The sequence below is a fragment of the Anaerolineae bacterium genome, assembly GCA_013178015.1.
Classification (GTDB): Bacteria; Chloroflexota; Anaerolineae; order DRVO01; family DRVO01; genus Ch71.
The window spans coordinates 78,875-104,095 of record JABLXR010000002.1 but is presented as its reverse complement, the minus strand read 5'-3'; the positions used below and the strand labels follow the sequence as shown (position 1 = coordinate 104,095).

Annotated in this window: 24 protein-coding genes, 2 tRNA genes and 2 pseudogenes; 17 read left to right on the top strand and 11 right to left on the bottom strand. The window is 65.3% G+C overall.

The annotated features are described in order from the left end of the window. Positions 1 to 61 precede the first annotated feature (61 nt). The 17 genes and pseudogenes from HPY83_01225 (at position 62) to HPY83_01145 (ending at position 16,469) form a co-directional block, all read left to right on the top strand. Positions 62 to 313, top strand: a complete 252-nt coding sequence (locus HPY83_01225; protein NPV06565.1) for a nucleotidyltransferase family protein — start codon at positions 62 to 64, stop codon at positions 311 to 313. Beyond that, positions 310 to 672 (top strand): annotated as a pseudogene (locus HPY83_01220) (DUF86 domain-containing protein). Before HPY83_01225 ends, HPY83_01220 begins: the two are co-directional and overlap by 4 nt. Next, a complete protein-coding gene (locus HPY83_01215; GenBank protein ID NPV06564.1) occupies positions 669 to 1,988 on the top strand; it encodes a hypothetical protein in 1,320 nt (439 codons plus the stop codon). The pseudogene HPY83_01220 and the gene HPY83_01215 overlap by 4 nt, the downstream one beginning before the upstream one ends. Before the next feature lie 94 nt (positions 1,989 to 2,082). After that, a complete protein-coding gene (locus HPY83_01210) occupies positions 2,083 to 2,391 on the top strand; it encodes a hypothetical protein (GenBank protein NPV06563.1) in 309 nt (102 codons plus the stop codon). Further along, on the top strand, positions 2,379 to 2,594 hold the full coding sequence (locus HPY83_01205) for a DUF2283 domain-containing protein (GenBank protein NPV06562.1): 216 nt from the start codon (positions 2,379 to 2,381) through the stop codon (positions 2,592 to 2,594). Before HPY83_01210 ends, HPY83_01205 begins: the two co-directional genes overlap by 13 nt. 87 nt (positions 2,595 to 2,681) lie before the next feature. Next, positions 2,682 to 5,570 carry an HsdR family type I site-specific deoxyribonuclease gene (locus HPY83_01200; GenBank protein NPV06561.1) on the top strand — a complete coding sequence of 963 codons (2,889 nt, stop codon included), beginning with the start codon at positions 2,682 to 2,684 and terminating at the stop codon, positions 5,568 to 5,570. After that, positions 5,567 to 5,884, top strand: a complete 318-nt coding sequence (locus HPY83_01195; protein ID NPV06560.1) for a M48 family metallopeptidase — start codon at positions 5,567 to 5,569, stop codon at positions 5,882 to 5,884. Before HPY83_01200 ends, HPY83_01195 begins: the two co-directional genes overlap by 4 nt. A 142-nt stretch (positions 5,885 to 6,026) precedes the next feature. After that, positions 6,027 to 6,109, top strand: a tRNA-Leu gene (locus tag HPY83_01190). Between the two features lie 15 nt (positions 6,110 to 6,124). Further along, positions 6,125 to 6,196 (top strand) — tRNA-Gly (locus HPY83_01185). 260 nt (positions 6,197 to 6,456) lie between these two features. Further along, the gene (locus tag HPY83_01180) at positions 6,457 to 7,050 is read left to right on the top strand and encodes a CvpA family protein (protein NPV06559.1); all 594 of its coding nucleotides are present in this window, start codon (positions 6,457 to 6,459) and stop codon (positions 7,048 to 7,050) included. Between the two features lie 382 nt (positions 7,051 to 7,432). Then, the gene (locus tag HPY83_01175) at positions 7,433 to 8,860 is read left to right on the top strand and encodes a B12-binding domain-containing radical SAM protein (GenBank protein NPV06558.1); all 1,428 of its coding nucleotides are present in this window, start codon (positions 7,433 to 7,435) and stop codon (positions 8,858 to 8,860) included. A gap of 1 nt (position 8,861) precedes the next feature. Next, positions 8,862 to 10,301, top strand: coding sequence for a B12-binding domain-containing radical SAM protein (locus HPY83_01170; protein NPV06557.1), 1,440 nt, complete (start codon positions 8,862 to 8,864; stop codon positions 10,299 to 10,301). A 529-nt stretch (positions 10,302 to 10,830) separates the two neighbouring features. Then, positions 10,831 to 11,007 (top strand): annotated as a pseudogene (locus HPY83_01165) (DnaJ domain-containing protein). A gap of 895 nt (positions 11,008 to 11,902) precedes the next feature. Continuing rightward, entirely contained in the window at positions 11,903 to 14,353 is a 2,451-nt protein-coding gene (gyrA, locus tag HPY83_01160) for a DNA gyrase subunit A (GenBank protein ID NPV06556.1), read from the top strand. Further along, complete coding sequence (locus HPY83_01155) at positions 14,350 to 14,898, top strand: hypothetical protein (GenBank protein NPV06555.1); 549 nt, start codon at positions 14,350 to 14,352, stop codon at positions 14,896 to 14,898. The genes gyrA and HPY83_01155 overlap by 4 nt, the downstream gene beginning before the upstream one ends. 3 nt (positions 14,899 to 14,901) lie before the next feature. Continuing rightward, positions 14,902 to 15,636: a hypothetical protein gene (locus tag HPY83_01150; GenBank protein NPV06554.1), complete on the top strand. Its 735-nt coding sequence runs from the start codon at positions 14,902 to 14,904 to the stop codon at positions 15,634 to 15,636. Further along, complete coding sequence (locus tag HPY83_01145) at positions 15,633 to 16,469, top strand: hypothetical protein (GenBank protein NPV06553.1); 837 nt, start codon at positions 15,633 to 15,635, stop codon at positions 16,467 to 16,469. Before HPY83_01150 ends, HPY83_01145 begins: the two co-directional genes overlap by 4 nt. Here the strand turns inward: HPY83_01145 and HPY83_01140 are convergent. From HPY83_01140 to HPY83_01090, 11 genes are all read right to left on the bottom strand, one after another. Further along, positions 16,453 to 17,241, bottom strand: coding sequence for an ABC transporter permease subunit (locus HPY83_01140; GenBank protein NPV06552.1), 789 nt, complete (start codon positions 17,239 to 17,241; stop codon positions 16,453 to 16,455). The two genes, HPY83_01145 and HPY83_01140, sit on opposite strands and share 17 nt — an antisense overlap. Then, on the bottom strand, positions 17,238 to 18,158 hold the full coding sequence (locus HPY83_01135) for an ABC transporter ATP-binding protein (protein ID NPV06551.1): 921 nt from the start codon (positions 18,156 to 18,158) through the stop codon (positions 17,238 to 17,240). Before HPY83_01135 ends, HPY83_01140 begins: the two co-directional genes overlap by 4 nt. A 13-nt stretch (positions 18,159 to 18,171) precedes the next feature. Beyond that, positions 18,172 to 18,624 (bottom strand): DUF4870 domain-containing protein, encoded by a 453-nt coding sequence (locus tag HPY83_01130; protein NPV06550.1) that lies wholly within the window; start codon positions 18,622 to 18,624, stop codon positions 18,172 to 18,174. A gap of 57 nt (positions 18,625 to 18,681) precedes the next feature. Then, the gene (locus tag HPY83_01125) at positions 18,682 to 19,086 is read right to left on the bottom strand and encodes a GntR family transcriptional regulator (GenBank protein NPV06549.1); all 405 of its coding nucleotides are present in this window, start codon (positions 19,084 to 19,086) and stop codon (positions 18,682 to 18,684) included. 313 nt (positions 19,087 to 19,399) lie between these two features. After that, positions 19,400 to 19,975, bottom strand: a complete 576-nt coding sequence (ruvA, locus tag HPY83_01120; GenBank protein ID NPV06548.1) for a Holliday junction branch migration protein RuvA — start codon at positions 19,973 to 19,975, stop codon at positions 19,400 to 19,402. Beyond that, on the bottom strand, positions 19,972 to 20,484 hold the full coding sequence (ruvC, locus tag HPY83_01115) for a crossover junction endodeoxyribonuclease RuvC (GenBank protein NPV06547.1): 513 nt from the start codon (positions 20,482 to 20,484) through the stop codon (positions 19,972 to 19,974). Before ruvC ends, ruvA begins: the two co-directional genes overlap by 4 nt. Continuing rightward, positions 20,484 to 21,239, bottom strand: a complete 756-nt coding sequence (locus tag HPY83_01110; GenBank protein ID NPV06546.1) for a YebC/PmpR family DNA-binding transcriptional regulator — start codon at positions 21,237 to 21,239, stop codon at positions 20,484 to 20,486. Before HPY83_01110 ends, ruvC begins: the two co-directional genes overlap by 1 nt. Before the next feature lie 51 nt (positions 21,240 to 21,290). Then, positions 21,291 to 22,064, bottom strand: a complete 774-nt coding sequence (locus HPY83_01105) for a DUF72 domain-containing protein (protein NPV06545.1) — start codon at positions 22,062 to 22,064, stop codon at positions 21,291 to 21,293. A 3-nt stretch (positions 22,065 to 22,067) separates the two neighbouring features. Next, positions 22,068 to 22,748, bottom strand: coding sequence for a LysE family transporter (locus HPY83_01100; GenBank protein ID NPV06544.1), 681 nt, complete (start codon positions 22,746 to 22,748; stop codon positions 22,068 to 22,070). A gap of 7 nt (positions 22,749 to 22,755) precedes the next feature. Further along, positions 22,756 to 23,004, bottom strand: a complete 249-nt coding sequence (gene infA, locus HPY83_01095; GenBank protein ID NPV06543.1) for a translation initiation factor IF-1 — start codon at positions 23,002 to 23,004, stop codon at positions 22,756 to 22,758. Next, positions 23,004 to 25,202 carry a DNA translocase FtsK gene (locus HPY83_01090; GenBank protein NPV06542.1) on the bottom strand — a complete coding sequence of 733 codons (2,199 nt, stop codon included), beginning with the start codon at positions 25,200 to 25,202 and terminating at the stop codon, positions 23,004 to 23,006. The genes infA and HPY83_01090 overlap by 1 nt, the downstream gene beginning before the upstream one ends. Between the last annotated feature and the right edge of the window lie 19 nt (positions 25,203 to 25,221).

Sequence of the window (25,221 nt, the reverse complement as noted above, 5' to 3'; positions counted from 1 at the left end):
TGACCCGGCAGTGGCCCACAAGCCCGGCCTCGGTGAGCTTGTCGGCCGGTTGCGGGAACAGATGCCAACGGTGAGGGAGCGTTACCGGGTGAGCCACCTGGGTGTATTCGGCTCGTATGTCCGGGGCGAAGAGAAGGCCACCAGCGACCTTGATCTATTGGTGGAATTCGACGAGCCGCCGAGCCTGCTCAAGTACATCGAGCTGGAGAACTACCTGAGCGACGTTCTGGGTGTTAGGGTTGACCTGGTGATGAAGAGCAGCCTCAAGCCACGCATCGGCCGGCACATCTTGCGGGAGGTGGTGGCGGTATGAGCAAGAAGCGGGAATACCTGGACTACCTGCAAGACATGCTCGAAGCCGCTCGGAAAGCGCAGCAGTTTGTCGCCGGCATGGACTACGAGAGTTTCAGGGCCGACGACAAGACGGTGTTCGCCGTCATCAGGGCGCTGGAGATAATCGGCGAGGCAGCCAAGAAGGTGCCGCACTCCTTGTGCCTGCGCTACCCGGACGTGCCCTAGCGGGATGTAACCGGCATCCGGGACAAGCTCATCCACGAGTACTTCGGTATAGACCTGGATGTAATCTGGAAGACCTTGCACGAGGACCTGCCCCTTCTGGAAGAGCATGTCAGTTGTATGATCAAGGACGTGAAGGAGGAAGGGAAGTCGTGACCGACCTGCCGCCGGGCTACAAGATGACCGAGCTCGGCCCTCTGCCGCAGGAGTGGCAGGTGGCGGAACTCGGCCAAGTGGTAGAGTTCACTGGGCGTCGAGGCCTCTCGCCCTACAGGGCGACCGTGCCTTTCATACCCATGACACTAGTGCCCACTGGCCCATTGGCGGTAACTGAATGGGAGCTTCGCACGCCAGAAGAAGTGCGAAGCGGTGTGCCTGTTAGGGATGGTGACGTGCTGTTAGCTAAGATAACCCCCTGCCTGGAGAACGGTAAGCAAGGTATTGTTCGTGGCTTGCCAGGGGGATGGGGCTATGCGAGCACCGAAATCTATGCTATGCACCCCAATCCCTCTATGCTGGCTGAGTTTCTTGCCCTCTATCTGAAGCTTCCAGCAGTACGTGAGGACCTTGCTGGCAAGATGCAAGGAACGACAGGGCGCCAGAGGCTGCCCAAGGATGCTCTCATTGCCCTGCCGATTCCCCTCCCACCCCTCCCCGAACAGCGCGCCATCGCCCACGTGCTGCGCACCGTCCAGGACGCCATCGAGGCCACCGAGCGGGTCATCGCCGCCACGAAAGAGCTCAAGCGCAGCCTCATGCGCCACCTCTTCACCTACGGCCCGGTGCCGGTGCAGGAGGCGGATCGGGTGCCGCTGAAGGACACGGAGATCGGTCCGGTGCCGCAGCATTGGGCGGTCGTTCCCCTGGGAGACGTCGTTGTTGGCACTCAGTACGGTCTTTCCAGGCGAGGGCAGAGTGCCGGTGAGTACCCCATTCTCCGCATGAACAACCTGGAGGAAGGAAGCGTCAGAACGGACGACCTGCAGTACGTCGATCTGCCTGAAGATGAGTACCGGAAGTACTCCCTAACATCGGGAGACATCCTGTTCAACAGGACCAACAGCTACGAGCTGGTGGGGAAGACAGCCCTGTTTGAGTCAAGTGAGCCTTTTGTGTTCGCCTCATACCTTGTCAGAGTAGTGCCGGACCACAGCAAGCTTCTGCCACGTTACCTCAACTTCTACCTGAACAGTGAGGCGGTGCAGAACCGGCTCAGGACGCTAGCTACCCGAGGCGCTAGTCAATCCAACATAAGCGCCACCAAGCTGCGGAGCCTCATCGTGGGACTGCCGCCGCTTCCGGAACAGCGGCAGAGCGTAGAGTGGTTAGCCGCAGTTGATGGCAAGGTCAGGTCTGAGCGAATGAGGCTGCAGGGCCTGCGCACGCTGTTCAGCTCCCTTCTCCAGAATCTGATGACCGGTAAGGTCCGTGTCTCCGAGTTCGCTCCTCCTGAACCACAGGAGGCGATGTGACCGCCGTGCGCGTGGTGCGTGGCGGCGGGCACGGCGAATTCGGTACCCGGAAGAGCGGGCACAACGCGAACTCACTGGCTAGAATATGCCTGATGTGAAGATCACGACCGATTGCCAGGGGCGGGCTATTCGCCTCACAGAGGAGCGATGGCGGCATATCCTCGGCCATGCCGAGATGCTGGGGCAGCAAGAGCGCATCGAGCAGACTCTTGCCTGCCCCGACATTGTGATAGCCACTATCAAGGACGAGTCTGTCCATGCTTACCATCGCCTGTACGAGAATACCCCCGTCACCCGCAAGTACCTGGTAGTGGTGGCCAAGATGCTGGAAGGCGATGCCTTTGTCTTGACCGCCTTTTTCAGCGGCAGGATGAAGAAAGGACGAACTGTATGGCAGCCGTGAGGGTCTGGTACGACCAAGAAGGGGACTACCTGGAAGTCACATTCGAGGATGTGCCGGCAGTGCTGGAGGAGATAGCCGACGACATATTCGAGCGACGCACAGTCGACGGCCGGGTGGTTGGCTTTGCCGTTTTCAACGTGAGCAAGCACGACCGGGATGGATTGATGCTGCCCATCTCGGTCACGGCCGTGCCCGCTGCCTGAACAAGCCACCGCCATCGGTCGAGCAGGGGCAAGGTGTGCTTTGTCCCTGCGCTGCAAGACCGGGGCGGGCGGTCATGGAGGAGACAGATGCCCCTGGGAGGAGAGGCCGTCGCCGTCCAGAGCCCCATCCTGACCTACGCTCAGGAGGCCGGCTGGGCCTACCTTCGCCCCGATGAGGCCCAAGGCCTGCGCCGAGGCGAGGGCAGCGGCCTCCTCCACGGTGTCCTCCTCGATCAGCTTCAGCGGCTCAACCCCGGAGTGGTGGACCACGCCCGGGCCGAAGAGCTGATCCGGCGGCTGGAGATCGTGGCCCCCAACATCGAGGGCAACCTGCAGGCCTGGGAGTACCTCAAGGGCCTCCGCACCGTCTTCGTGCCCGAGCACCGGCGAGAGCGCAACGTCGCCTTCCTGGACCCCATCAACGTGGAGGCCAACGCCTTCCACGTCACCGACGAGTTCACCTTCGACAACGGCACCCACCGCATTCGGGCCGACGTGGTCTTTCTGGTCAACGGCGTGCCCGTGATCGTCGTGGAGACCAAGGCCGCCACCCACATCGAGGGCATCGCCGAGGCCTTCGACCAGATTCGCCGCTACCACCGGGAAGGGCCGGAGCTCATGGCCCTGATGCAGCTCTACGCCCTCACTCACCTGGTCCAGTTCTACTACGGCGCCACCTGGAGCCTGTCCCGCAAGTCCCTGTTCAACTGGCGAGACGAGCAGGCGGGAGACTTCGAGACCCTGGTCAAGACCTTCGTCACGCCCCGGCGGGTCCTGCGCATCCTCACCGAGTTCATCCTCTTCACCCGCAAGGACGGAGAGCTGTCCAAGGTGGTGCTGCGGCCGCACCAGATGCGGGCCACGGAACGAGTGGTGCGGCGAGCCAAGGACCGGCACAAGCAGCGGGGCCTGGTCTGGCACACCCAGGGCTCGGGCAAGACCTACACCATGATCACGGTGGCCCAGCGGCTGATGGAAGACCCCAGCTTGAACAACCCCACCGTGCTCATGCTGGTGGACCGCAACGAGCTGGAGGCGCAACTTTTCGGCAACCTGGAGTCGGTGGGCCTGAGCCAGGCGGTGGTGGCCCAGAGCAAGCGCCACCTGCAAGAGCTCCTGCGCCACGACCAGCGGGGCCTCATTGTCTCCATGATCCACAAGTTCGACGACATCCCCGCCGATATCAATACGCGGCACAACATATTCGTCCTGGTGGACGAGGCCCACCGCACCACGGGCGGCGACCTGGGCAACTACCTCATGGGCGCCCTGCCCAACGCCACTTACATCGGCTTCACCGGCACGCCCATCGACCGCACCGCCCACGGCCAGGGCACCTTCAAAACCTTCGGCAGTGACGACCCCAAGGGTTACCTGGACAAGTACTCCATCCGGGAGTCCATCGAGGACGGCACCACCGTCCCCCTCAACTACGCCTTGGCCCCTAACGACCTGCAGGTGGACCGGGAGGTGCTGAACCGCGAGTTCCTGGACTTGGCCGAACTGGAGGGGGTCAGCGAGATCGAGGAACTGAACCGGGTGCTGGACCGGGCCGTCACCCTGCGCAACCTGCTCAAGAACCACGAGCGGGTGGAGCGGGTGGCCCGGCACGTGGCTCAGCACTTCCGCACCAACGTCGAGCCCATGGGCTACAAGGCCTTCCTGGTGGGCGTAGACCGGGAGGCCTGTGCCCTGCTCAAGGAAGCCCTGGACCGCCACCTGCCGTCGGAATACTCCAAGGTGGTGATCAGCGCCGGGCACAACGACGAGCCGCTCCTGGTGCGGCATCACCTTTCCGACCATGAGGAGCGAGAGGTGCGCCAGGCCTTCCGGGACCCGCAGCGGCTGCCCAAGATCCTCATCGTCACCGAGAAGCTCCTCACCGGCTACGATGCCCCCATCCTCTATTGCATGTACCTGGATAAGCCCATGCGGGACCACGTGCTCCTGCAGGCCATCGCTCGGGTGAACCGGCCCTATGAGGATGACCAGGGCCATCGCAAGCCGGCCGGGTTCGTCCTTGACTACGTGGGCGTCTTCGACCATTTGGAGAAGGCCCTGGCCTTTGACTCCGAGGACGTGGAGGGGGTGGTCCAGGGGTTGGAGGTGCTTAAGGCCCAGTTCCAGACCATGATGGAACTGGGCAAGAGGGAGTACCTGGACCTGGGTCGGGGCCTGAGGGCGGATAAAGAGGCCGAGGCATATCTAGAGCACTTCCGGGACAAGGAGGAGCGCGACGAGTTCTATCGCTACTTCCGGGAGCTCCAGGAGCTCTATGAGATCATCTCCCCCGACGCCTTCCTTCGCCCCTTCGTGGAAGACTACGACCACCTGGGCCGAGTCTACCGGCTGGTGCGGAGCGCCTTCGAGCCTCACGTGCCGGTAGACCGCGGCTTCATGCGCAAGACGGCGGCGTTGGTGCAGCAGCACACCCAGACCTCGGTCATCATGGAGCCCAGAGAGGTCTACCGCATCGGGCCCGAGGTACTGGACCAGTTGGCCGAGTCGGAGCAGTCCGACACGGTGAGGGTCTTCAACCTGATCAAGGCCCTGCACCTGCTGGTCGAAGAGCAGGAGAAAGAGGCCCCGCATCTCATACCCATTGGGGAGCGGGCAGCGGCCATCGCCCAGGCCTTCGAGCAGCGCCAGCTGACGGCCAAGGAGGCGCTCGAGCGGCTGGAGGACCTGATCGAGGAGTACAAGGAGGCCCAGCGGACCAGGGAGAGCAGCGACCTATCCCGAGAGGGCTTCGGCGTCTACTGGCTCCTGCATGAGGAGGGCCTGGAGGGGGCAGAGGAGGTGGCCAAGCAGGTAGAGCCGTGCTTCAGCCAGTACCCCCACTGGCAGCGAAGCCAAGCCCAGGAGAGGGAGGTGCGCCTGTCGCTGTACAAGGCACTGGCCAAGACCCCACTGAGCGGGAAGCTGACCGAGGTGGTGGACCGGCTGTTGACCGTGCTCAAGAGAGCGGCGCCGTGAGGAAGAAAGACACGCCGGGCTGGACCCCCCTCGAGGACTTGGTGCCGGCGGAGCTGTTCCGGGCCGAGGTGCGGGCCTGGGCCAAGAGGTTGGATGTGCAGCCCAATGAGGTGCGCCTCCGGCCCATGAAGCGCAAGTGGGCCAGCTGCTCCTCCAGGGGCAACCTCACGTTTGACACGGACCTTCTCCGCCAGCCGGCCGACTTCCGGGCGCAGGTGATAGTTCACGAGCTGCTCCACCTCAAGGTGCCGAACCACAGCCGGCTCTTCAGGGCCCTGATGCGGAGCTACCTGGACCAGCGCGACCCGAAGTAGCCCCTCGCGCCCGACGCCCCCGACCCCAGGCCCCTTCGACAGGCTCAAGGTATGCTGCAGCCACCCGCGCCGCCGCCCAGAACGCATTTCGCCTGCGCTTGACACATCCGGCTCCCAACGCTATAATGTTGCTTGCCGACCTGGGGAAGTGTCGGAATTGGCAGACGAGCGTGATTTAGGATCACGTGGAGACGCTCCGTGAGAGTTCGAGTCTCTCCTTCCCCACCTGGCGGTAGAGATGCGGAAGTGGCTCAGTGGTAGAGCATCTCCTTGCCAAGGAGAAAGTCGCGGGTTCGAATCCCGTCTTCCGCTCCTGAATCGGCCGGCGCTGAAACGCCGGCCGATTCCATTCCGCCACCTCCAGGCACCCCCGATGGCACGCAAGATGCAGTATCAGGAGTCGGCCGGTCGGCGTCCAGTCTCAGCGCGCCGCTCCTTATCTTCACCGCCGGACTCGCCCCGGTCAGCTGTCGCCGCCGGATGCCGATGGCAGAGAACCCTTCAGCCGGCAACTTGGGACTCAAGTACCCTTGTAGTCCTAGCCCCATACTGTTACCATCTTGGTGGGAGACATGGGCGAAATCAGTGCTTTCGACATCATCGTCTGTCTCATGCTGCTGGGGGGCATGGCAGCCGGATTCGCCCGCGGTTTTGTCCGCCAGACGGCCGACCTGGCCGCTCTGTACGTGGGCCTGGCGGTGGCAGCCCAGTATACTCCCATGGTCACGCCCGCCCTCGACCGTCGGCTTCTCGCCCTGCCCACCTACGCCGTCACCGCCCTCACCTTCTTCCTCCTCGTGGGGATAGTGACCGCCATCCTCAGCCTGGTGGCGCAGAGTCTCCTCCATAGCAGCCAGAAACAGGAGCTCAACGAGATCAGCCACATCGCCGGCTTCGCCGTCGGCGCCCTGGCTACCTATGCCTTCATCAGCGTGTCCGTTCCCGTCATACGCTACGGAGTGGCCGCCTCCTGGGGAGCCTGGGAGGGAGTGCGTCAGGTCATCATAGCCTCACTCAACCACTCCTACCTACGCCCCCTGTTCGAAAGCTTCACCCCCACCATGCTCTCCCTCCTCCAGCCTCTCCTTCCCTCAGGCCTGCCCGACGTCCTACGTGGTCGGCTTTCCACTGCCTCGCCCGACCTCGACCTGCTCCTGCACTTGTAGACCGCCGCGCCCCGCGGCCACACTGCGCCACAGCTCAGGGCCAAGAGGATGCATTCCCGCCAGCGCCGTCGCCCGGGCCCTCCGCTGCTATCACCCTGGCAGAGCAGACCGAGAAGGCATCCCAGGTGCAACTGCCGTCGAGCAAGCGGTGCGCGCGCACGCGGGCCAAGTCCCCATGTGCCCGCCGCGCCCGGGCGCTCACTTTTGCGGAGGGACTGGACCACTGCCCCGTGCCTCGCAGCTGGAAGCGGAGCTGCCCCCGCACAACTGCCCGCTGCACGCACTCGCCCCCTCGAGCCTGACCTCCTATCACGCCCTTGCCGCTCTGCTCTACAGGTGCTAGACTCTCCCTTGCCCTTCTGGCGAGCGTGAAGACGGGGGTTTGGTGCGGATCCTCTTCGTCCTGGACCAGGTTGACTACGAGCCGCAGGGCATCATGCAGCTCTCCAGCGTGCTCAAGGCAGAGGGGCACCAGGTGGAGCTTGCCGTTGCCTCGCTGGAGGATCCAGTCCGGGTAGCCCGCCAGTTCCAGACCCAGATCCTCGCCTACAGCGTCATCACCGGCTCCCAGCGCTACTACCTCGACCTCAACCGACGGCTCCGAGCCCAAGTTAGGGCACTCAGTGTCTTCGGTGGGCCCCACCCCACCTTCTTTCCTGAGATGATCCAAGAAGAAGGAGTGGACGCGGTGTGCATCGGCGAAGGGGAACGCCCCCTGCTCGAGCTCGCCCGCGCGCTCCAGCCGGATGGCACTCTCTCCGACACCCGCCTGCCCAACTGGCACCTCAAGCTCGACGGTGAGATCATCCGCAACCAAGTCGGGCCTTACGCCGACCTGGAGTCCCTGCCCCCGCCCGACTATGGCCTCGTCTATGACAAGGACCCGGTCACGCGCCGAAGCAAGATCAAGCACTTCATCGCCGGGCGTGGCTGCCCCTACGGTTGCACCTACTGCTTCAACCACGCCCTGATGGCCATCTACCGGGGCAGAGGCAAGCATGTCCGGCTCCGCCGGCCCGCCGACGTAGTGGACGATGTGGCGCAGGTGCGGGAGCATTACCCCCTGGAACACGTCGTCTTCGTGGACGACACCTTCATCCTGGACGTGGACTGGCTCGAGGAGTTCGCCGGCCACTATCGGGAACGCGTAGGTCTGCCCTTCTTCTGCAATGTGCGCGCCAATCTGGTCACTCGAGAGCTGGTGCAGCTGCTACGCTGGGCGGGCTGTCACTCCGTGAGCATGGGCATCGAAACGGGCGACGACGAAGTGCGCAACCAGCTCCTCAACCGCAACATGAGCCGCGAGCAGATCCTTGGGGCCGCTCGGCTCATCCGAGAGGGCGGGCTCCGGTTCAGCACCACCAACATGATCGGCCTCCCCGGCACTACCATCGAGCACGATCTGAAGACGCTCGACCTCAACGCCGAGGCTCGGCCCGACTACGCCCATGCCTTCATCTTCCAGCCTTACCCCCGCACCCGGCTGGGCCAGTACGCCCTCGAACAAGGCATGCTAGAGGGCACCTTCGACGACATCGGCGTGCGCGCCTGGGACCGCACCATCCTGCGGTTTTCGCCCGAGCACAAGGGAGCCCTCACCAATCTCCAGCGCCTTTTCGCCTTGGGAGTGGAATGGCCCTTACTGCGACCGCTCCTGGTGCGGCTGCTCCGCCTACCGGGGAACCCGCTCTACTGGCTGGCCAACAAGCTCTGGAAGGGTTACGCCATTAAACAGCGCATCCACCCGGTGTCCATGTCCCCCCGGGACCTGCTGAGCACCGCCTGGCGGTTCATGAGGATCAAGTCCTAGCATGCACCTCCTCTTCATCGTGCGGGAGATTGATAACGAGCCTCACGGCATCCTGCTCATTGCCGCCCTGCTGAAGCAGCACGGCCACCGGGTCTCCCTGGTGGTCGCCACCGAAGAGGATCCCATCGAGGCGGCGGTGCGCCTGAGGCCCGATGTGGTCGGCTACACCGTCTACACCGGCACCCAGCGCTACTACCTGGACCTCAACCGGCAGATCAAGTCCCGCATTCCGGTCTTCTCCATCTTCGGTGGCCCCCACCCCACCTTCTTCCCCGAGATGATCGAGGAGGAAGGAGTGGATGGCCTCTGCGTGGGTGAGGGCGAGTACGCCACTCTCGAGTTGATGGACGCCCTCGAGGCTTCTGCACCTTTCCACGGCCTGCGCAACTGGCTGTTCAAGACCGATAGCGGCGTGATCCGTAACCCCCTCCGCCCCCTGCTTACCTCAGAAGAGCTGGACCAGCTTCCCTTTGCCGACCGGGAGCTCCTCTACGCCGCCCACCCTCCGAGCCGCGAGAACCGCATCCGCCCCTTCATTACCGGGCGCGGCTGCCCTTACAACTGCTCCTTCTGTTTCAACCGAGCCTACTCCGAGCTCTACGAGGGACAAGGGCACAGCGCCCCTCTGAGACGTCGCAGCGTGAACAGTGTGGTGCGAGAGGTCAAGCAGGTGGCCTCCAGGCACGAGCTGGCCTTCATCACCTTCATGGACGATACCTTCATCGTGCAGCGGCGCTGGCTGGAGGAGTTCTCCCGGGTCTACCCGGCCCAGGTGGGGCTACCCTTCTGGTGCCAGGTGCGGGCCAACTTGGTGGACGAAAGCGTCACCGCTGCCCTCAAGCGCGCCGGATGCGTCAGCGTCAGCTTCGGCATCGAGGCCGGCAACGACCGCCTCCGCAACCAGATCCTGAATCGGAACATGTCCCGGGAGCAGATCATTCGCGCGGCCGAGACTCTCCGTGCCCATGGAATAGCTTTCTCCACCAACAACATGCTCGGGCTGCCCACCGGGGGGCTGGCCGAAGACCTGGAGACTCTGGCCCTGAACGTCCAGTGCCGCCCCGCTTACGCCAATGTCTTCCTCTACCAGCCCTACCCGAAGACCGAACTGGGGGAGATGGCCCTGCAAGAGGGCTACATGCACGGGACCTTCGATGACCTCAGCGGCTCCGTCACCCTGAGCACCCCCATCCGCTTCCAGGATGAGAATGAAGGGCACCAGGTCGAGAACCTCCAGAAGCTGTTCGCCCTGACCGTCGAGTTCCCCGCTCTGCTGCCCCTGGTGCGAAGGCTGATCCGCCTGCCTCCCAACCCTCTGTTCTGGCTCGTCTACAAGGCCTGGAAGGGCTATGCCATGAAGCGACGCATGTTCCCCTACCATCTCTCTCCGGGCGAGTACCTTGCCACCGCCCTTCAGTACATGCGCATACGCTCCCAGTAGATGATAGGTCGCAGGGAGTAAGGGATGGGGTAGACCGGATTTGGCGGGCCGGCGGCATGGCCGTGCCCCATCCCCTACTCCTTGTGACCTCACTCTCCCCAAGAGCTCAGGATCGGGGACGAGTCCATTCACGCCGCAATCGCACGGGGTAGACTGGCTTAAGTGGCTGCAACACAGGCTTTCGCGGCCCGCTCTTCCGCCGGCGACGAGGGCAAGGCGATGTGGTTCGACTCCTTCTGGAGGCGTGAGCGCCCCCAGGCGGGCTGGCCGTGTGGAGGCATGGTGCGCGTGGACCTGCACACTCCCTCAAGAAAGGTATAGCGGCAACGCAGCCGGGGCCTGCTCTCGCAGTCTGAGTGTATCGAAGGACCTGAGCGCCGATGCTCGTCTCAGGACCCATCCCCTCGATCCTGATCTCTCATGTTCTCCGTGCGCAGCAGGTCATTTGAGGGTATAATGGTGGTTTGAACACAAGCGATTCCCGGAAAGAGAGTTGGCGCCAGCACCGGAAAGACCCGACCTATACCGCATTCTTCAGGTTGACCCGGCGGCCGAGCCCGAGGTGATCGAGGCAGCCTACCGGCGCCTGGCCCTCAAGTATCACCCGGACGTCAACCGAGCGCCTAACGCTGCCGACCGCATGCGAGACCTGAACATGGCCTACGAGGTGCTGGGCGACTCCGAGCGGCGGGCGCAGTATGACCAGGAACTGGCCCTGCGGCGCCCCGGGCAGCGTTCCGCCGGCCTTCGCCGCGCCTCTCGTACTGCCCCGCCCCGGCTGCGGGTGGACCCGCAGTCGCTCCAGTTCGGGCCCATGCCCAAGGGAAGCATCCAGACAGCCGTCCTTCAGGTGACCATGGATGGGGTGGGCTCCCTTCGCGGCAGCGTCCGACCCAACCAACCCTGGGTCCGCACCAGCGTCTCCCGCGCCGACGGAGGCACTTGCACCGTCGAGGTCACCGTGGACACGGCCAACCTGCGCGACGGCTGGCGTCACTCTGGCTCCGTCACCATCGGCACCGTGCTGGGCGGCAGCAAGGTCGTGCCCGTCACCGTGGAGGTGGAGCCGGAGCCCAAACCCGCCGTCCGAGTTGAGCCCGAGGTGCTCGACTTCGGAGAGGTCTACGCCCAAGCGGGGCCGGTGGCCCACCAGCTGCGCGTCACGAACGGCGGGACCGGCGTCCTCTCCGGCCACGTCAACATAAGCCATGCGTGGGTGAGCGTCTCTCCGGAAAGGTTCTCCGGCAACGAGCAAACCTTCAGCGTCACCATTGACCCCTCTCGGCTGAAGATCGGCCGGCGCTACACTAGCCGGCTCTTCTTGGAGACCAACGGCGGCATCGCCTTGGTGCCGGTTCGAGTTCAGGTGTCCGAGATAGCGCGGCCTCTTCCTCCTCCGGAGAGCCCCGACTACTGGTATGAGCTCATCAGCCGTCTCCTCCCTCAAGAGAAATGGGAGAGGGACCTGACGGCAGACCTGCTGCTGCGCGCTCAGCAGCGGGGCTGGCGCCCCACCGAACAGCAGCGAGCTCTCATCGCCCGGATCAAGTCGCGCGGGCTCGAAGACTAACGCTAGCATCACCGCCACCCGAGGTTCGCAGATGCAAATAGGCAATGTGCGTCCCATAGACATAGACGACGAAATGCGCGTGTCCTACCTCGACTATGCGATGAGCGTCATCGTCGCTCGCGCCCTCCCGGACGTGCGGGACGGGTTCAAACCGGTGCAGCGCCGCATCCTCTACGCCATGCACGATCTTGGGCTGGCGCCGGATCGGCCCTACCGCAAGAGCGCCCGCATCGTGGGCGAGGTGCTGGGCAAGTACCATCCCCACGGCGAGTCGGCCGTCTACGAGGCCATGGTGCGCATGGCCCAGGACTTCTCCATGCGCTATCCCCTGGTGGATGGGCAGGGCAACTTCGGCTCCGTGGACGGGGACAGCCCCGCCGCCCAGCGCTACACCGAGGCCAGGCTAACCACTATAGCCCGGGAGATGCTGGCGGATATCGACAAGGACACAGTAGACTTCGTAGACAACTTCGACGCTTCTCTGAAGGAGCCCAGCGTTCTGCCGGCGGTGCTGCCCAACCTACTGGTCAACGGAGCCACAGGCATCGCCGTGGGCATGGCCACGAACATTCCCCCTCACAACCTCTCCGAAGTGTGCGATGCCCTGGTCTACCTCATAGACAACTACGACCGCATGGACGAGGTTTCCGTCGCGGACCTTATGCGGTTCATCCGCGGGCCGGACTTTCCCACTGGGGCCCTCATCATGGGCCAGGACGGGATCGCTGCCGCCTACGGCACTGGCAAGGGCCGGATCATCGTGCGCGCGGTGACCGACATTCAGGAGATCCGCGGCGGACGTTACGCCATCGTCATCACCGAGATCCCCTATCAGCTCAACAAGGCCGCCCTGCTGGAGAAGATTGCCGACCTGCACCGAAACAACCGCATTGACGCCATCTCCGACCTGCGCGACGAGTCCGACCGCGAGGGCCTCAGGGTCGTCATCGAGCTGAAGCGGGGCGCCCAGCCGACCAAGGTGCTCAACCAGTTGTTCAAGTGGACCCCTCTCCAGACTTCCTTCAGCATCAATATGTTGGCACTGGTGGAGGGGCAGCCTCGGGTGCTTCCTCTGAAGCGCGCTCTCCAGCTCTACTTGCGCCATCGCCAGGAGATCACCCAGCGACGGTCGCGCTTCGAGCTGGATCGCGCCTTGCGTCGGGCACACATTCTCGAGGGCTTGCTCAAGGCCCTGGATGCCATAGACGCCATCATCGAGACCATCCGCTCTTCGCCCGACGCCGACGCGGCTCTGGAACGGCTCATGGAGCGCTTTGGACTGACCGAGGAGCAGAGCCGGGCCATTCTGGACATGCAGCTCCGGCGGCTCGCTTCCCTGGAGAGGCAGCGCCTGGAGGAAGAGCACAATCAGCTGCGCGCCACCATCGAGGAGCTTCGGGAACTTCTGGCAGATCCGCGCAAGCTGCTGGCCCACATCCGGCAGGAAGTGCTGCGGCTCAAGCAGCAGTACGGAGACGAACGTCGCACCCGCATCCTGAATGAGTCGGCCGAGCCGCTGGCGGCGGAGGACCTGATCGCCGATGAGCCCGTACTGGTTACCATCACCCGAAGGGGATACATTAAGCGCCTGCCCACCCGTACCTACCGCGTTCAGGGCCGAGGAGGCAAGGGCATTACCGGGGCCCAGACGAGCGAGGAAGATGACGTGGAGCACTTCTTCACCAGCTCCATGCTGAGCTCGGTCTACTTCTTCACCAACCGGGGCCAGGTCTTCGCGCGCATGGCCTACGCCATTCCCGATGCGTCCCGCACCTCTCGTGGCGCCGCTCTCGTCAACCTGCTGCCCCTGGAAGAAGGCGAGAGGGTAACCGCGGCGCTCAGCGTGCCGCGTCAGCACGAGAACGGATTCCTCTGCATGGTCACCCGTCAGGGACGGCTGAAGAGAGTAGTGCTCGACGAGTTTCGCTCCATCCGGCCTAGCGGCATCCGGGCCTTGAGCCTCGAGCCCAACGACGAGTTGGTCTCGGTCGGGCTCACCGACGGTTCCGATGAGTTGCTAGTGGTCACCGCTCTGGGCCGTGCCCTGCGCTTCCGCGAGGACGAGGTCCGGCCTCAGAGCCGGGTGGCTAGAGGGGTGTTGACGGCGAACCTCGACCACGAAGATCACATCGCCGGCATGGAGGTGGTGGAGCCAGGAGCCAAGGCCCTCATCTTGACCGAGAACGGTTTTGGCAAGCGGGTACCAGTGGAAGACTTCCCTCTGCGGTCGCGCCGAGGCAAGGGCGTGCTGGCCACCAATCAGCGGGCTTTCAACCGCACCGGACCCGTGATGGGCGTGCGGATGGTAGCCGACGACGACGAGATCAGCATCATGACCACCGAAGGCATGGCCATGCGGGTGCGGGCCGCTGACATCCCCATTGTGAGCCGCTACGCGGCTGGGAACATCGTCATGCGACTCAACGATGGGGACACACTCGCCTCAGCCGCCCGCATCCAGCCACCCCCGGAGCAAGGGTGAGAGCCACTGCAGCGATCGCGGGCCTGACGGTGTGCCTGTTCCTCCTGGCCGCCGGATGCACTGCGCCCCTGCCCCCCACACCGGGCCTGGTTCGGGTCTTGCCGCCCACAGCTACCCCTCTGCCGCCGCCGCTCGGTGCCGCCGATGAGGCCTGGGCGGTGGTGGCCGCCGAGGCTGAAGCCGTGCGCCAGCAGGACATTGATGCCCTGGCCCAGCTCTGGCTCCCGGATGGGCAGGTGGTGGACGTTGCTCACACCCCCGACACTGACACCGACGACCGACGCTGGCAGGGATGGCCCGCTATCCGCGAGCGCTACACCCACGAGGTGTTCTCCTATCCGGCCGAGGCCGATCTGGGCCCAAGGCCGCGCTCGCCGCGGCCCACTATCACCGTTCAGGACGGCCGGGCGGAGGTGATGGTGCCTGGGCCAGACGGGCGCACACCTCGGGATCGCTGGCAACTCCAACTGGTGGACAGTTCCTGGCGCATCGCCCGGCTGGAGTACAACCTGGATCCTCAGAGCTCCTTCATCTCTCCGGAGTGAGCTGTGCGGCAGGATCATTGCCGGATCGTGGCGCACGGCTCGGTGGACTCCGGCCACTACCTGCTGGAGGTGGACTGCGACCCGCTGGGGCAGCCCGCCCGCGCGGGCCAGTTCCTCATGCTGCGCCTCCGCCCTGGCTGGTCCGATCCGCTCCGCCATCCGGCCTTCTTCTCCCGCGGCGGTCGCATCGGCCAACTTCTCCTCTCCCAGGCCGAGCCCTGGGCGCACGACCTGGGCTCGCTCCTCCCGGAAGAGACGGTGGATGCGCTCGGTCCCCTGGGACAGCCGTTCGTCCTCAGGCCTGGAGCTGGCCGGCTGCTAGTCGTGGCCCTAACCGAGCCGGTGGCGCCCGCCCTCGCCGTGGCCCACTGGGCCCTGCGGCAAGACTGCGCCGTCAGCCTCATCCTGGGGGATCCCGCCTGGCGCCCCCTCACCGACTTGGTCCCCGACACAGTGGAGTGCACCGTGGGACCGCCCGAGGCGTCACCTACCCTGGCAGACGACCTTCGCTGGGCCGACCAACTCTTCCTAGTGGCCGATAGCACCCGTGTCGAGTGGGCGGCCAGAGCCATCGAGAGAGCTCGTCTCCGCCTGGTGGAGGGCTTCGCTGGGGTCCTGGTGCCTTCCGACTTCGCCTGCGGGGTGGGAGCCTGTGGAGGCTGCGTTCAGCGCCATGGGCGAGGCCAATACACCCTCTGCAGCGACGGTCCCATACTGGACCTCAAGGAGCTGTTGTGACTGGCCTGGCCGGGTCGGTCAGCATCGGGGGCCGCGGGCGTAGGGAGTTCCTGCTCCGCCGGCCCGTCATGCCGGCCGCAGGATTCCTCGGCTATGGCCGAGCCTATGCCGGCATGGTGGACCCTCGCTCCTTCGGCGCTCTAGTGACGAGAACTACCACTTTGCTGCCGTTCACCGGGCCTTCGCCGGGATTCGCGCGCACTCGGGGCGGATTCATCCTCGCCCTGCCCCCGTCCAACCCGGGCCTGTCCAGCGTACTGCGTCAGTTTGCCCCCAGTTGGGCGCGGTGGGAAGCCCCAGTGATTCTCTCCCTCTGGGTGAACACCGCGGAGGAGGCAGCGGCACTCGGCCGCCGCCTGGAGCCGGAGCCGACCGTGGCCGGGGTGGAGCTGGCTCTGCCCCCCGAAGCCCAGGAGAAGTGGCTGGAAGATGTGATGGCCGCCGTGCAGTCCGAGTGCGACCTCCCGGTGCTGGTGAAGCTTCCTCTGGGCTTGCAGGTAGACCTGGTCTCAGTGGCGGTGGAGGTGGGTGCGTCGGCCCTGGTGCTGGCTACCCCCCATCTCGGGATGTCTCCCGGTGGCCTGACAGGACCGCTCTACGGCCCCGCCATGCTGCCCCACACGCTCCGAGCGCTGGCCGAGGTTGCCCCCCGGGTGGACATTCCTCTGATCGCCGGCGGCGGCATCTACGACCTCGCCGACGTCAACTCCTGCGCCATCCTCGGGGCGGCCGCGGTTCAGCTGGATGGGCTGTTGCTGCTCGATCCGGCCGGGGCCGCCCGCTTGGCGGCCGCCGTGGGAGGAGAGAGCGGGCAGGCTACCGCCAGCGGGTGAGGATGGTCTCGCGCTCGAATAGCCGCACCGCCGCCCGCAGCATGAGAGCGTCCGCGGCAGCCAACGCCACCGCACCCAGAGCCAGGGTGAGGTAGTTCAGGGTGAGCACGCCCGTCATCTGGGCGATGAAGAGGCCGATGACCGGGATCACCAGAACGCCGATGCCCTGCTCCACCGCCCGCGGGTCGTTAAGCCGCGAGGAGGCGATGATGCTAAGCAATACCCCCAGAGCGGCCACCAACGGCGCGATGAGCATCACCATGAGCACCCACACCGGGCTGACCATGCGGGAGAAGGCCTGATCGCTCACCGCCAGGAGCCTGGCCCCAGCTACGAAGACGGCGAAGGCAGTCCAAGTGACGGCCAGAGCCGGGGTCACGGCTGCCAGGCACTTGGCCAGGAGCAGCTCACCCGTCTCCACCGGAGTAGCCAGTAGCGGCTCCAGGCTGCGCTGGAGCTTCTCCCCCACGATGCTGTAGGCGGCGATGCTCACCGGGATGATGAGAGGCATGAGGAGGAACAGGGTGAGGAAGTACTGCGCCATCACCACCTGCGCCGCCTCCATTTCCGTGAGCCCAGCGAAGTCTGGCCGCTGCAAGAAGGGCCGCATGTCCTCCAGGTCGGCCGTGGGGAACCGCACCGTGGCATACATCACGCCGATGCTCAGCACCACCATCAGCGTCGGCGGGAGGGCTACCAATAGGACGACGATGCGATTGCGGAACACATCCGCCCACTCTTTGAGCACGATCGCCCGAACCCGCGGGATCACTGCTGCCCCTCCGCCACCAGCGCCAGATAGGCGTCTTCGAGGGAGTGCTCCACCGGCCGTACGTACCTTATCTGCGCCCCCGCCTCCACCATCCGGCTCACCATGACCGGGTTGTTGCGATCGGGGTCCTGCAGCTCGACCACCATGGTCCCGTGGTCGGACTGCACCGACGTCACGAAGGGCAACGACTTGACCACCTTCTCGATCCCAGGGGCTGGCTCGGACAGCTCGACCTCCACCTTCTGCCCGTAGAGGGAGGCTCTCAGCCCAGCAGGCGTATCCACCCGCAATAGGCGCTGCTTGATGATGCCGATGCGGCTGCAGAGGAGATCGGCCTCAAAGAGATTGTGGGTGCACAGGATGATGGTGCGCCCGCCCTTCCCCAGCTCGGCCATGAACTCTCGCACCACCCGCGCCGCCTCTGGGTCCAGCCCCGAAGTGGGCTCATCCAGAAAGAGCACCTCAGGCTCGTGGAGCATGGCCCGGGCCAGAGCCAGCTTCTGCTTCATCCCCTTGGACAGAGTAGCCGCCGGGTCCTTGCGTTTCCCTTGCAGCCCCAGAAGCGACAGGTACTTGTCCACCTGCCTGTCTTCCTGTTCCCGGTCTAGCAGGTGCATCCGGGCGAAGAAACGCAGGTTGGCCTCCACCGAGATGCGATCGTACAGCCCGGGCGACTCGGTCAGGATCCCGATGCGCTTCCTGATCTCCTGGTCTTGCTCTCCCACCTTGAAGCCGGCGACCCACGCCTCACCCTCAGAGATGCCGATCAGGGCCGCCAGCATGCGGATGGTGGTGGTCTTCCCGGCGCCGTTGGGGCCCAGGAAGCCGAAGACCTCCCCTCTCTTCACCGACAGGTCCACGTGGTCCACGGCGGTGAACCCATCGAAGCGGCGCGTCAGTCCGCTGGTCTCAATCATTGCCCCGTTATTCTCACCCTTGGTCCAGCAAGTAGTGCCCCAGCCAGGGGCCGATGAGCAGGTAGCGGAAAGGCCGGCCCCGAAAGGCCTGCACCGCGCCCCAGAGGCCGTAGAGCCACAGCAGCCCCATGAAGGCCAACGGAAGCACCATGGAGGCCATGCCGGCCCAGAAGAACCAAGGCGGCTCTGGATAGGCCGATGGATCCGCCATCAAGGGAACGAGGGACCCCAGGTACCCGACAGTCCAGCACACCCAGCAGCCTACCGTGAGCAGGAAGCCTGCCAACTGGTAGACGGCCGCCTGGGCTGCCTGGAAAGCCACATACCGGCTGCGCTCCCGGTTCAGGGCGAAGATGACGGCTGCGCCGACGGCACCCACGAAGTTGATCAGGATCAGGGCATGAGCCAGCGCTGCCAATAGCCTCTCGTCTCGGTTATCCGTCGTCGGTACAGCCACACCGGTCACTTCCATCCTCCTTGCAGGCTGCGTGCCCAGGGCACCACTGCGCTAGCGACATCACTCTCATCCACCAGGGAATCGCCGGTCCATCACCTCTCGCCAGGCTTGCTCTAGTTCCGGCCGGGTGAACCCCAGTTCCGCCGCTTCCACTAGAGCATCCTCCAGAATGGCATCGAGGGCAGCCCGCCGGGACCGGGCCGCGCCATCAGGAGGACCCAACACGTACGTGCCTCGTCCCTGCTGAGCAGAGATGAGCCCTGCGTCGTGCAGGATGCGGTAGGCTCGCGCCACCGTGTTGAAGTTGATCTCCAGTTCCGCCGCCAGCTCCCTGATGGTAGGCAGCCGCTCCCCCGGGGAGAGCCTGCCCTGCTCCACTAGGCGACGGATCTGCTCCACAATCTGGCGGTAGATGGGCTCTCGCCCTCTGTGGTCGAGGCTTACATGCATGCCCGTCGCGTGCAATGCCATAATTGTATCATTGTGGTGATTGTATGCGGGCCGCCGACTGGGCGCAAGCACAGGAGCCGCCCAGGGGCCTACGCAGATCGGTGGTGATCCCCACCACCATGCCACGGGGCTACCCAGCCTGCCAGTGCATGGCGGGCCACACTGGAGTGTGGGCCCGGTCGCCACGCTGTGGCAGGCGCCTGAAGCCTTCAGGTAGAGGATGCCGGGTTGGGCTGGCGCCAAGGAGCCTCACCGCCGACGGCGAACGGGCGGCGTCCCGCCCGGGCCGCTGGCCTCGCGGCCATCCCGCAAGGAACCGTCAGGTAGAGGCAGATCAGCGGGCGAAGTAGGCAAGGGCTTGTCGTAGCCTAGCCTCGAAGTCGTCGCGATTGTCGGTGGGCAGAGACTGCACCGCCGCCTGGGCCTCGACCACCGAGTATCCCAGCGCCGTAAGCGCCTCCACCAGATCGAGGTCGTCCCGGGAGGCTAAGGAGAGAGCTGCCCCTACTCCGCTCACCTTGTCCCTCAGGTCAAACACGATCCTTCGGGCCGTCTTGGCGCCGATCCCGGGGACGCTGGTGAGCACCTCGGGCTGCTCATTGTAGATGGCGGAGCGGATGGTATCGAGGGAGAGGGAGTCCACCAGAGCGAGGGCCGCCTTGGGCCCTACGCCCGACACCCGGAGGAGAAGCCGGAACATCTCCAGCTCGTCCTGCCGCTGGAACCCGACGAGGGAGAGCTCGCCACTCTGGGCCACAGTGAAGTGGGTGAAGCATCGAGTCTGCTGCCCCACCCTGAGCTCTCGCACCATCCGGCGCGGCAGCATCACCCGGAAGCCGATCCCGGCGGCCTCGATCACAGCTGATTCCTCGTCCAGGGAGAGGACAGTCCCGGCCAGACTGGCGATCACGTCTCTACCGTCCCTCCTCTCTGCTCCACTGCTTGACCGAAGCGCTCGTGCTGCAGATGGCATAGGGCGATGGCAGCAGCATCGGCCGCATCGTCCGGACGCAGCACCTCCGGCAGCTGCAATAGGAGCCGGACCATCTCCTGCACTTGGTGCTTGTCGGCCCCGCCGTACCCAGTCACTGTCTGCTTGACCACCGAAGGCTTGTACTCGTACACCCTGACGCCGGCGTCCGCCAGGCCCAGCAGCACCACCCCTCGAGCATGGCCCACCGCCAGGGCCGTGCGCACGTTCCTTCGGAAGAACACCTCTTCCACCGCCGCCGCGTCGGGCCGGTGCTCTCGGGCCAGCCCCACGATGCCCCGGTACACTTGCTGCAGCCGCTGCGGCAGTGGTTCGGAGGCGTCGGTTCGGATCACGCCGCTGGCCACCAGTTCCGGCTCCGAGTCCGCCTGGCGCACCACCGCGTAACCCGTGAGGGCAGTGCCCGGGTCAATGCCCAGTGCCAGCATCAGGCTGCTTCGCTCTCGTACTGCTCCAGCACCGAGTCGGGGATGTTCAGGTTGGAGTACACGTTAGTGACTTCTTCGATCTCCTCCAGCGCGTCCACCACCCGCATGGCTTGCATAGTCTCGGCAGGCGACAGGTCGATCATGGTCTTGGGGATCATGGCCAAGTCGGCGTTGCTGATCTGGTAGCCGGCAGCAGTGAGGGCCTCCTGAACCGCCTTGAAGTCCTCCAAGAGAGTGTAGACCTCCACGATCTCTCCGCCTATGACCACGTCGTCCGCCCCGGCATCAATGGCCACCAGGGCTACCTCGTCCGGATCAACGTTCATCGCGTCCACAGCGATGTAGCCCTTCTGATCGAAGAGCCAGGACACGCTGCCGCTCTCGCCCAGGCTCCCCCCCATGCGGTTGAACACGCGCCGCACGTCCGCCACGGTGCGATTGCGGTTATCGGTCAACGCCTCGATGATGAGAGCCACCCCGTGGGGTGCGTAGGCCTCGTACACCACTTCCTCTAGCGCCTCGGCCTTCTCCTCTCCCGTGCCCCGGCGGATGGCCCGCTCCACATTCTCCTTGGGCATATTGGCGGCTCGTGCCTTCTCCAGGATCAGGCGCAGCTTGAAGTTCGTCTCCGGATCACCCCCCTCGCGGGCGGCGATCTCGATCTCTCGCGCCAGCTTGGTGAAGACCTGGCCCCGCTTCGCGTCGGCCGCGCCCTTCTTCCGTTTGATGGTGGACCACTTGCTATGTCCTGACATCAGTCACCTCCGGTATCGCTTACCTCGCCTTCGCCCCCGGTCAGCTGGGCGCTACCCCAGCTGCAGCAAGAGACGCAGTTGTCTGGCCGTGTCCACAGCCTGGCCCTGCCAGTGGTTGTTGGCGTACACGTACGTGTGCGCCGACTGACCGTCCAGGTCCTGGATCTTGGGCACCCACTCCGCCAGCTCCTCTTGGGAGTAGCGGTAATCGTAGCGCTCCCATGCCTCCTCGTGTTGCCACCACTTGGCGGCGTTGCGCCCGTGGAACCGCACGTAGCTTACATCCGCGGTGGCCACTGCCACGGGCGGCATCAGACCCTTCAGGGGTGGCTCGTCTACACAACAGAAGCCCACTTGGAGCCGGCGGAGGAAGTCGAAAGCCTCCTGGCGCACCCAGGCCCGGTGGCGGAACTCGGCCACCAGAGGCAGGTCGGGCAGCCCCTCGCGACACTGCTCCAGCAGCTGCACCGTGTCCGGCGTGGGCCGGAACGTATGGGGAAACTGCAGCAGCAGTGCCCCCAGTTTCCCCTCTGCCACCAGCGGCTCCACCGCTTCGCGCGTGCGCTCCAGGCTCTCGGCCACGTTTTCCTGCTCGTGAGTGATGCCCTTGTAAGCCTTGAGCGAGAACACGAACCCGTCCGGCACCCTTTCGGCCATCCGCGCCATCTGCCCAGCGTCGGGAAGGCGGTAGTACGTGTAGTTCAACTCGCAGGTGTCGAACTCCTGGGAGTAGAACTCCAGCCACCTCGACTGAGGGTAGCCCTCCGGGTAGAAGGGGCCCACCCAGTCCTGATAGTGGAAACCCGCCGTACCCACGTGAATCACTGCTCAGGCCTCCCGCACCCGCACCGCGGCAGCCGCCTGCCTTTGTCGCACCTGGCGCACGCCCAGGCTCACGAAGTAGAGCCCGAAGCCAACCAGGAGCACCCCACAGATGCTGATTAGCCATAGGTACGGCTTCCCCTGCAGCATCTGCCGGCCGCTAGTGACCAGGCCCGCCACCGCCCCGTACCACACCCAGTCGGACAGTGTGTGGCCCACGTAGAAGGACAGCAGGCCACCTCTGCCCTGACCCAGAGCCAGGGCTACGTAGCCCACGCCCACGGCCCCCCACCACATCACCCAGGCGGGGTTGGAACCGCTCACCAGCACCCCCGTGACCACTGGAGAGGCGGGCAACGAGACCAGGGAAGCGTTGGCCACCATCGCGCCCGGATCTCGCAGCACGGTGTGCACCACGCTCGCCCCCATGTAGGCCAGCAGTGCACCTCCGACTATGCCCACAACGGCCCCCACCGCCGGCTTCTTGAGCACCCCGCCCGCCCCTTGGGCCAGGGCCACCAGCAGGGCCGCCTCGAGCAGCACGTGCCCCAGTACCACGCCCAGGCTGCCCCAGAGCCGCCCGTTCAAGCTCTCCGACAGTACCACGGCCAGCATGGGCCCGGGGATCATCGCTCCCGAGAAACCCACTGCCAGCGCGCTCCAGAATATGCCCGCCCGACCTCTCATAAGCCTGCTACACTTTCCGCAATATGCGGCCACGACCCGGGTCGAAAGGGGCAAGCTCCACTTCTACCCGCTCTCCCGGCAGTAGGCGGACGCTGTGCAGGCGCATCTCGCCACCCAAGTGCGCCCTCACCTCCCCTCCCTCGTCAAGGGCCAGCAGGTAGAGGCCGTTCGGGAGCACCTTCGCCACTCCGGCAGTCCTCACTCGCGAGTGGGCGCTGTCGTCTGGGCCGATGTCCTCCCCGGAGCTGAGCGCCATCACTCCGCCTCTTCTTCCTCGACCAGGTCCTCGAGCTCTTCCCCCTCGATCGAGCCATCTTGTTCCTTGAGCACTGGTCTGGCCTTTCCCCCTCCCGCAGCCTCACCCACGATCCCGGCTTCCTCCAGCAGATCCAGCAGACGCGCGGCCCGGGGGTAGCCGATACGCAGGCGCCGCTGCAGGTACGATGCGCTCACGGCGCTGACTTCGCGGGCCACGGCCACAGCCTGATCGAAGAGCTCATCGTGGTCTTCCTCTTCCTCCAGCATCCCAGACCAGGGCGCGACCGGCAGCCGTCGCCCATCGTCCGCCTGCTGGCGCCAGAAGTCCACCAGTCTGCGGGTCTCCTCCTCGGAGACGAAAGTGCCCTGCAGCCGGTGCAGCTTGCTGGAGTCCGGCGGCAGGTAGAGCATGTCCCCGTGTCCGATGAGGGACTCAGCCCCCGGAGTGTCCAGAATCACCCTAGAATCCGTCTGCGAAGTGACGGCGAACGAGATACGGGCGGGGAAATTGGCCTTGATCAGCCCGGTCACCACGTCCACCGAGGGCCTTTGAGTGGCCACCACCAGGTGAATGCCCGTCGCTCTCGCCATCTGTGCTAGCCGGCAGATGACCTTCTCCACTTCGTCCGGGGAGGTGAGCATCAGGTCAGCCAGCTCGTCAATGATGATCACGATGCGCGGCAGCGGCTCCACCGACGGCAGCGCGTTGTACCCGCTCAGGTCGCGCACACCCTCGCGGGCGAACGTCGCGTACCGCTCGTCCATCTGCTTGCAGGCCCAACGCAGAGCGGCGATGGCTCCCTCGACCTCCACCTCCACCTTGCCCAGCAGGTGGGGCACGCCGTTGTAGCGCACCAGTTCCACTCGTTTGGGGTCCATGAGGAGCAACCGGAGCTCGGAGGGCGCGCACGAGAAGAGCAGGCTGGCGACGATGGCGGATATGCACACCGACTTCCCCGACCCGGTGGCGCCGGCGATGAGCAGGTGAGGCATGCGGGACAGGGGCACCACGAAAGGCCGGCCCGAGATGTCCTTTCCCAGGGCCACCGGAAGAGGAGCGCCCGCCCCCTCATACTCGGGCGACTCCAGTATCTCGCGGATGCCCACCAGGGACACGGCCGTGTTGGGCACCTCGATGCCCACCAGCGGACGGCCCGGTATGGGCGCCTCCACCCGGATGGGCGCCGCTGCCAGCGCCAGAGCCAGGTCATCGGCGAGAGCCTTTATCTTGTTCACCCGGATCCGACGCCGGACCGGCACTCCGCCTGTCGTGCGCTGCACGTACCCCGGCTTGAGCCCGAACCGGGTCACTGCCGGCCCCCGGTGTACTTCCACGACTTTGGCCGGAATTCCGAACCCAGCCAGTGTCTCCTCGATGATGGTGGCCCGCACGGCGTCCTCAGCTCCACTCCCGTCCGCCCGCACGGGCGGGTCGAACAGGTCCAGGGGAGGCATCGGACGGGCCTCCTCCACCCGCTCCTCTATCACCGTGTCCGCTGCCTCGGCCGAGGCCGGCTCACCCTGGTGCTCCTCGGCCAAGGAGTCGGGAACAGCGACAGGCGCTACCGGCGGAGTCTCAGGGGCCGCACTTACCTGCAGCCTCCGGAGGCCGCAGATCGAGGCTGAGACCAACCGCCGGACCCCGGCCACGGCCCGACGAGCCCCGGCTTGCAGGAAGCGCCCCAGGGCAGCGAAGGCGCGGCGCCACGAGAACCCGACCGTCAGCTGCACACCCTCTGCCGCCAGGGCTGCCGTGGCGAGCCAGCCGATGGCCGGACCCGCCAGCCCTCGCAGAGATCCGGCGGCCAGCCACCCCAGGCCACCGCCGTAGCTGGACGTCCATCGCTCCGCCGGGGCGGCCAGCTCTGCCGCCATCAGACTAGCGGCCCAGAGGATCGCCAGCCCCAGCGCTCTTCGCCCCAGCCCTCTAGCGAGATGCATCGGTCGCCCCAACAGGACTGCGCCCACCAGGACCTGGACCAGCGCCAACGCCGGGGCCCCTATGCCGAAAGCCCGGAAGAGCCCTTCGTTGAACCCCGTGACTAGCACCCCGCCCGTGAGGCCCAGCATCGCCGCCAAGCTTATCAGGCCCCAGCAAGCGACAAGCAAGCCGACGATCTCAAGTTGGTAGTCCTGGAGACCGTCGGCCAGCCTGCTCAGTCTAGAATGGAAGGTCGCTTTGCCGCCCCCAGCCATCGACTCGACTCAGCCCTGA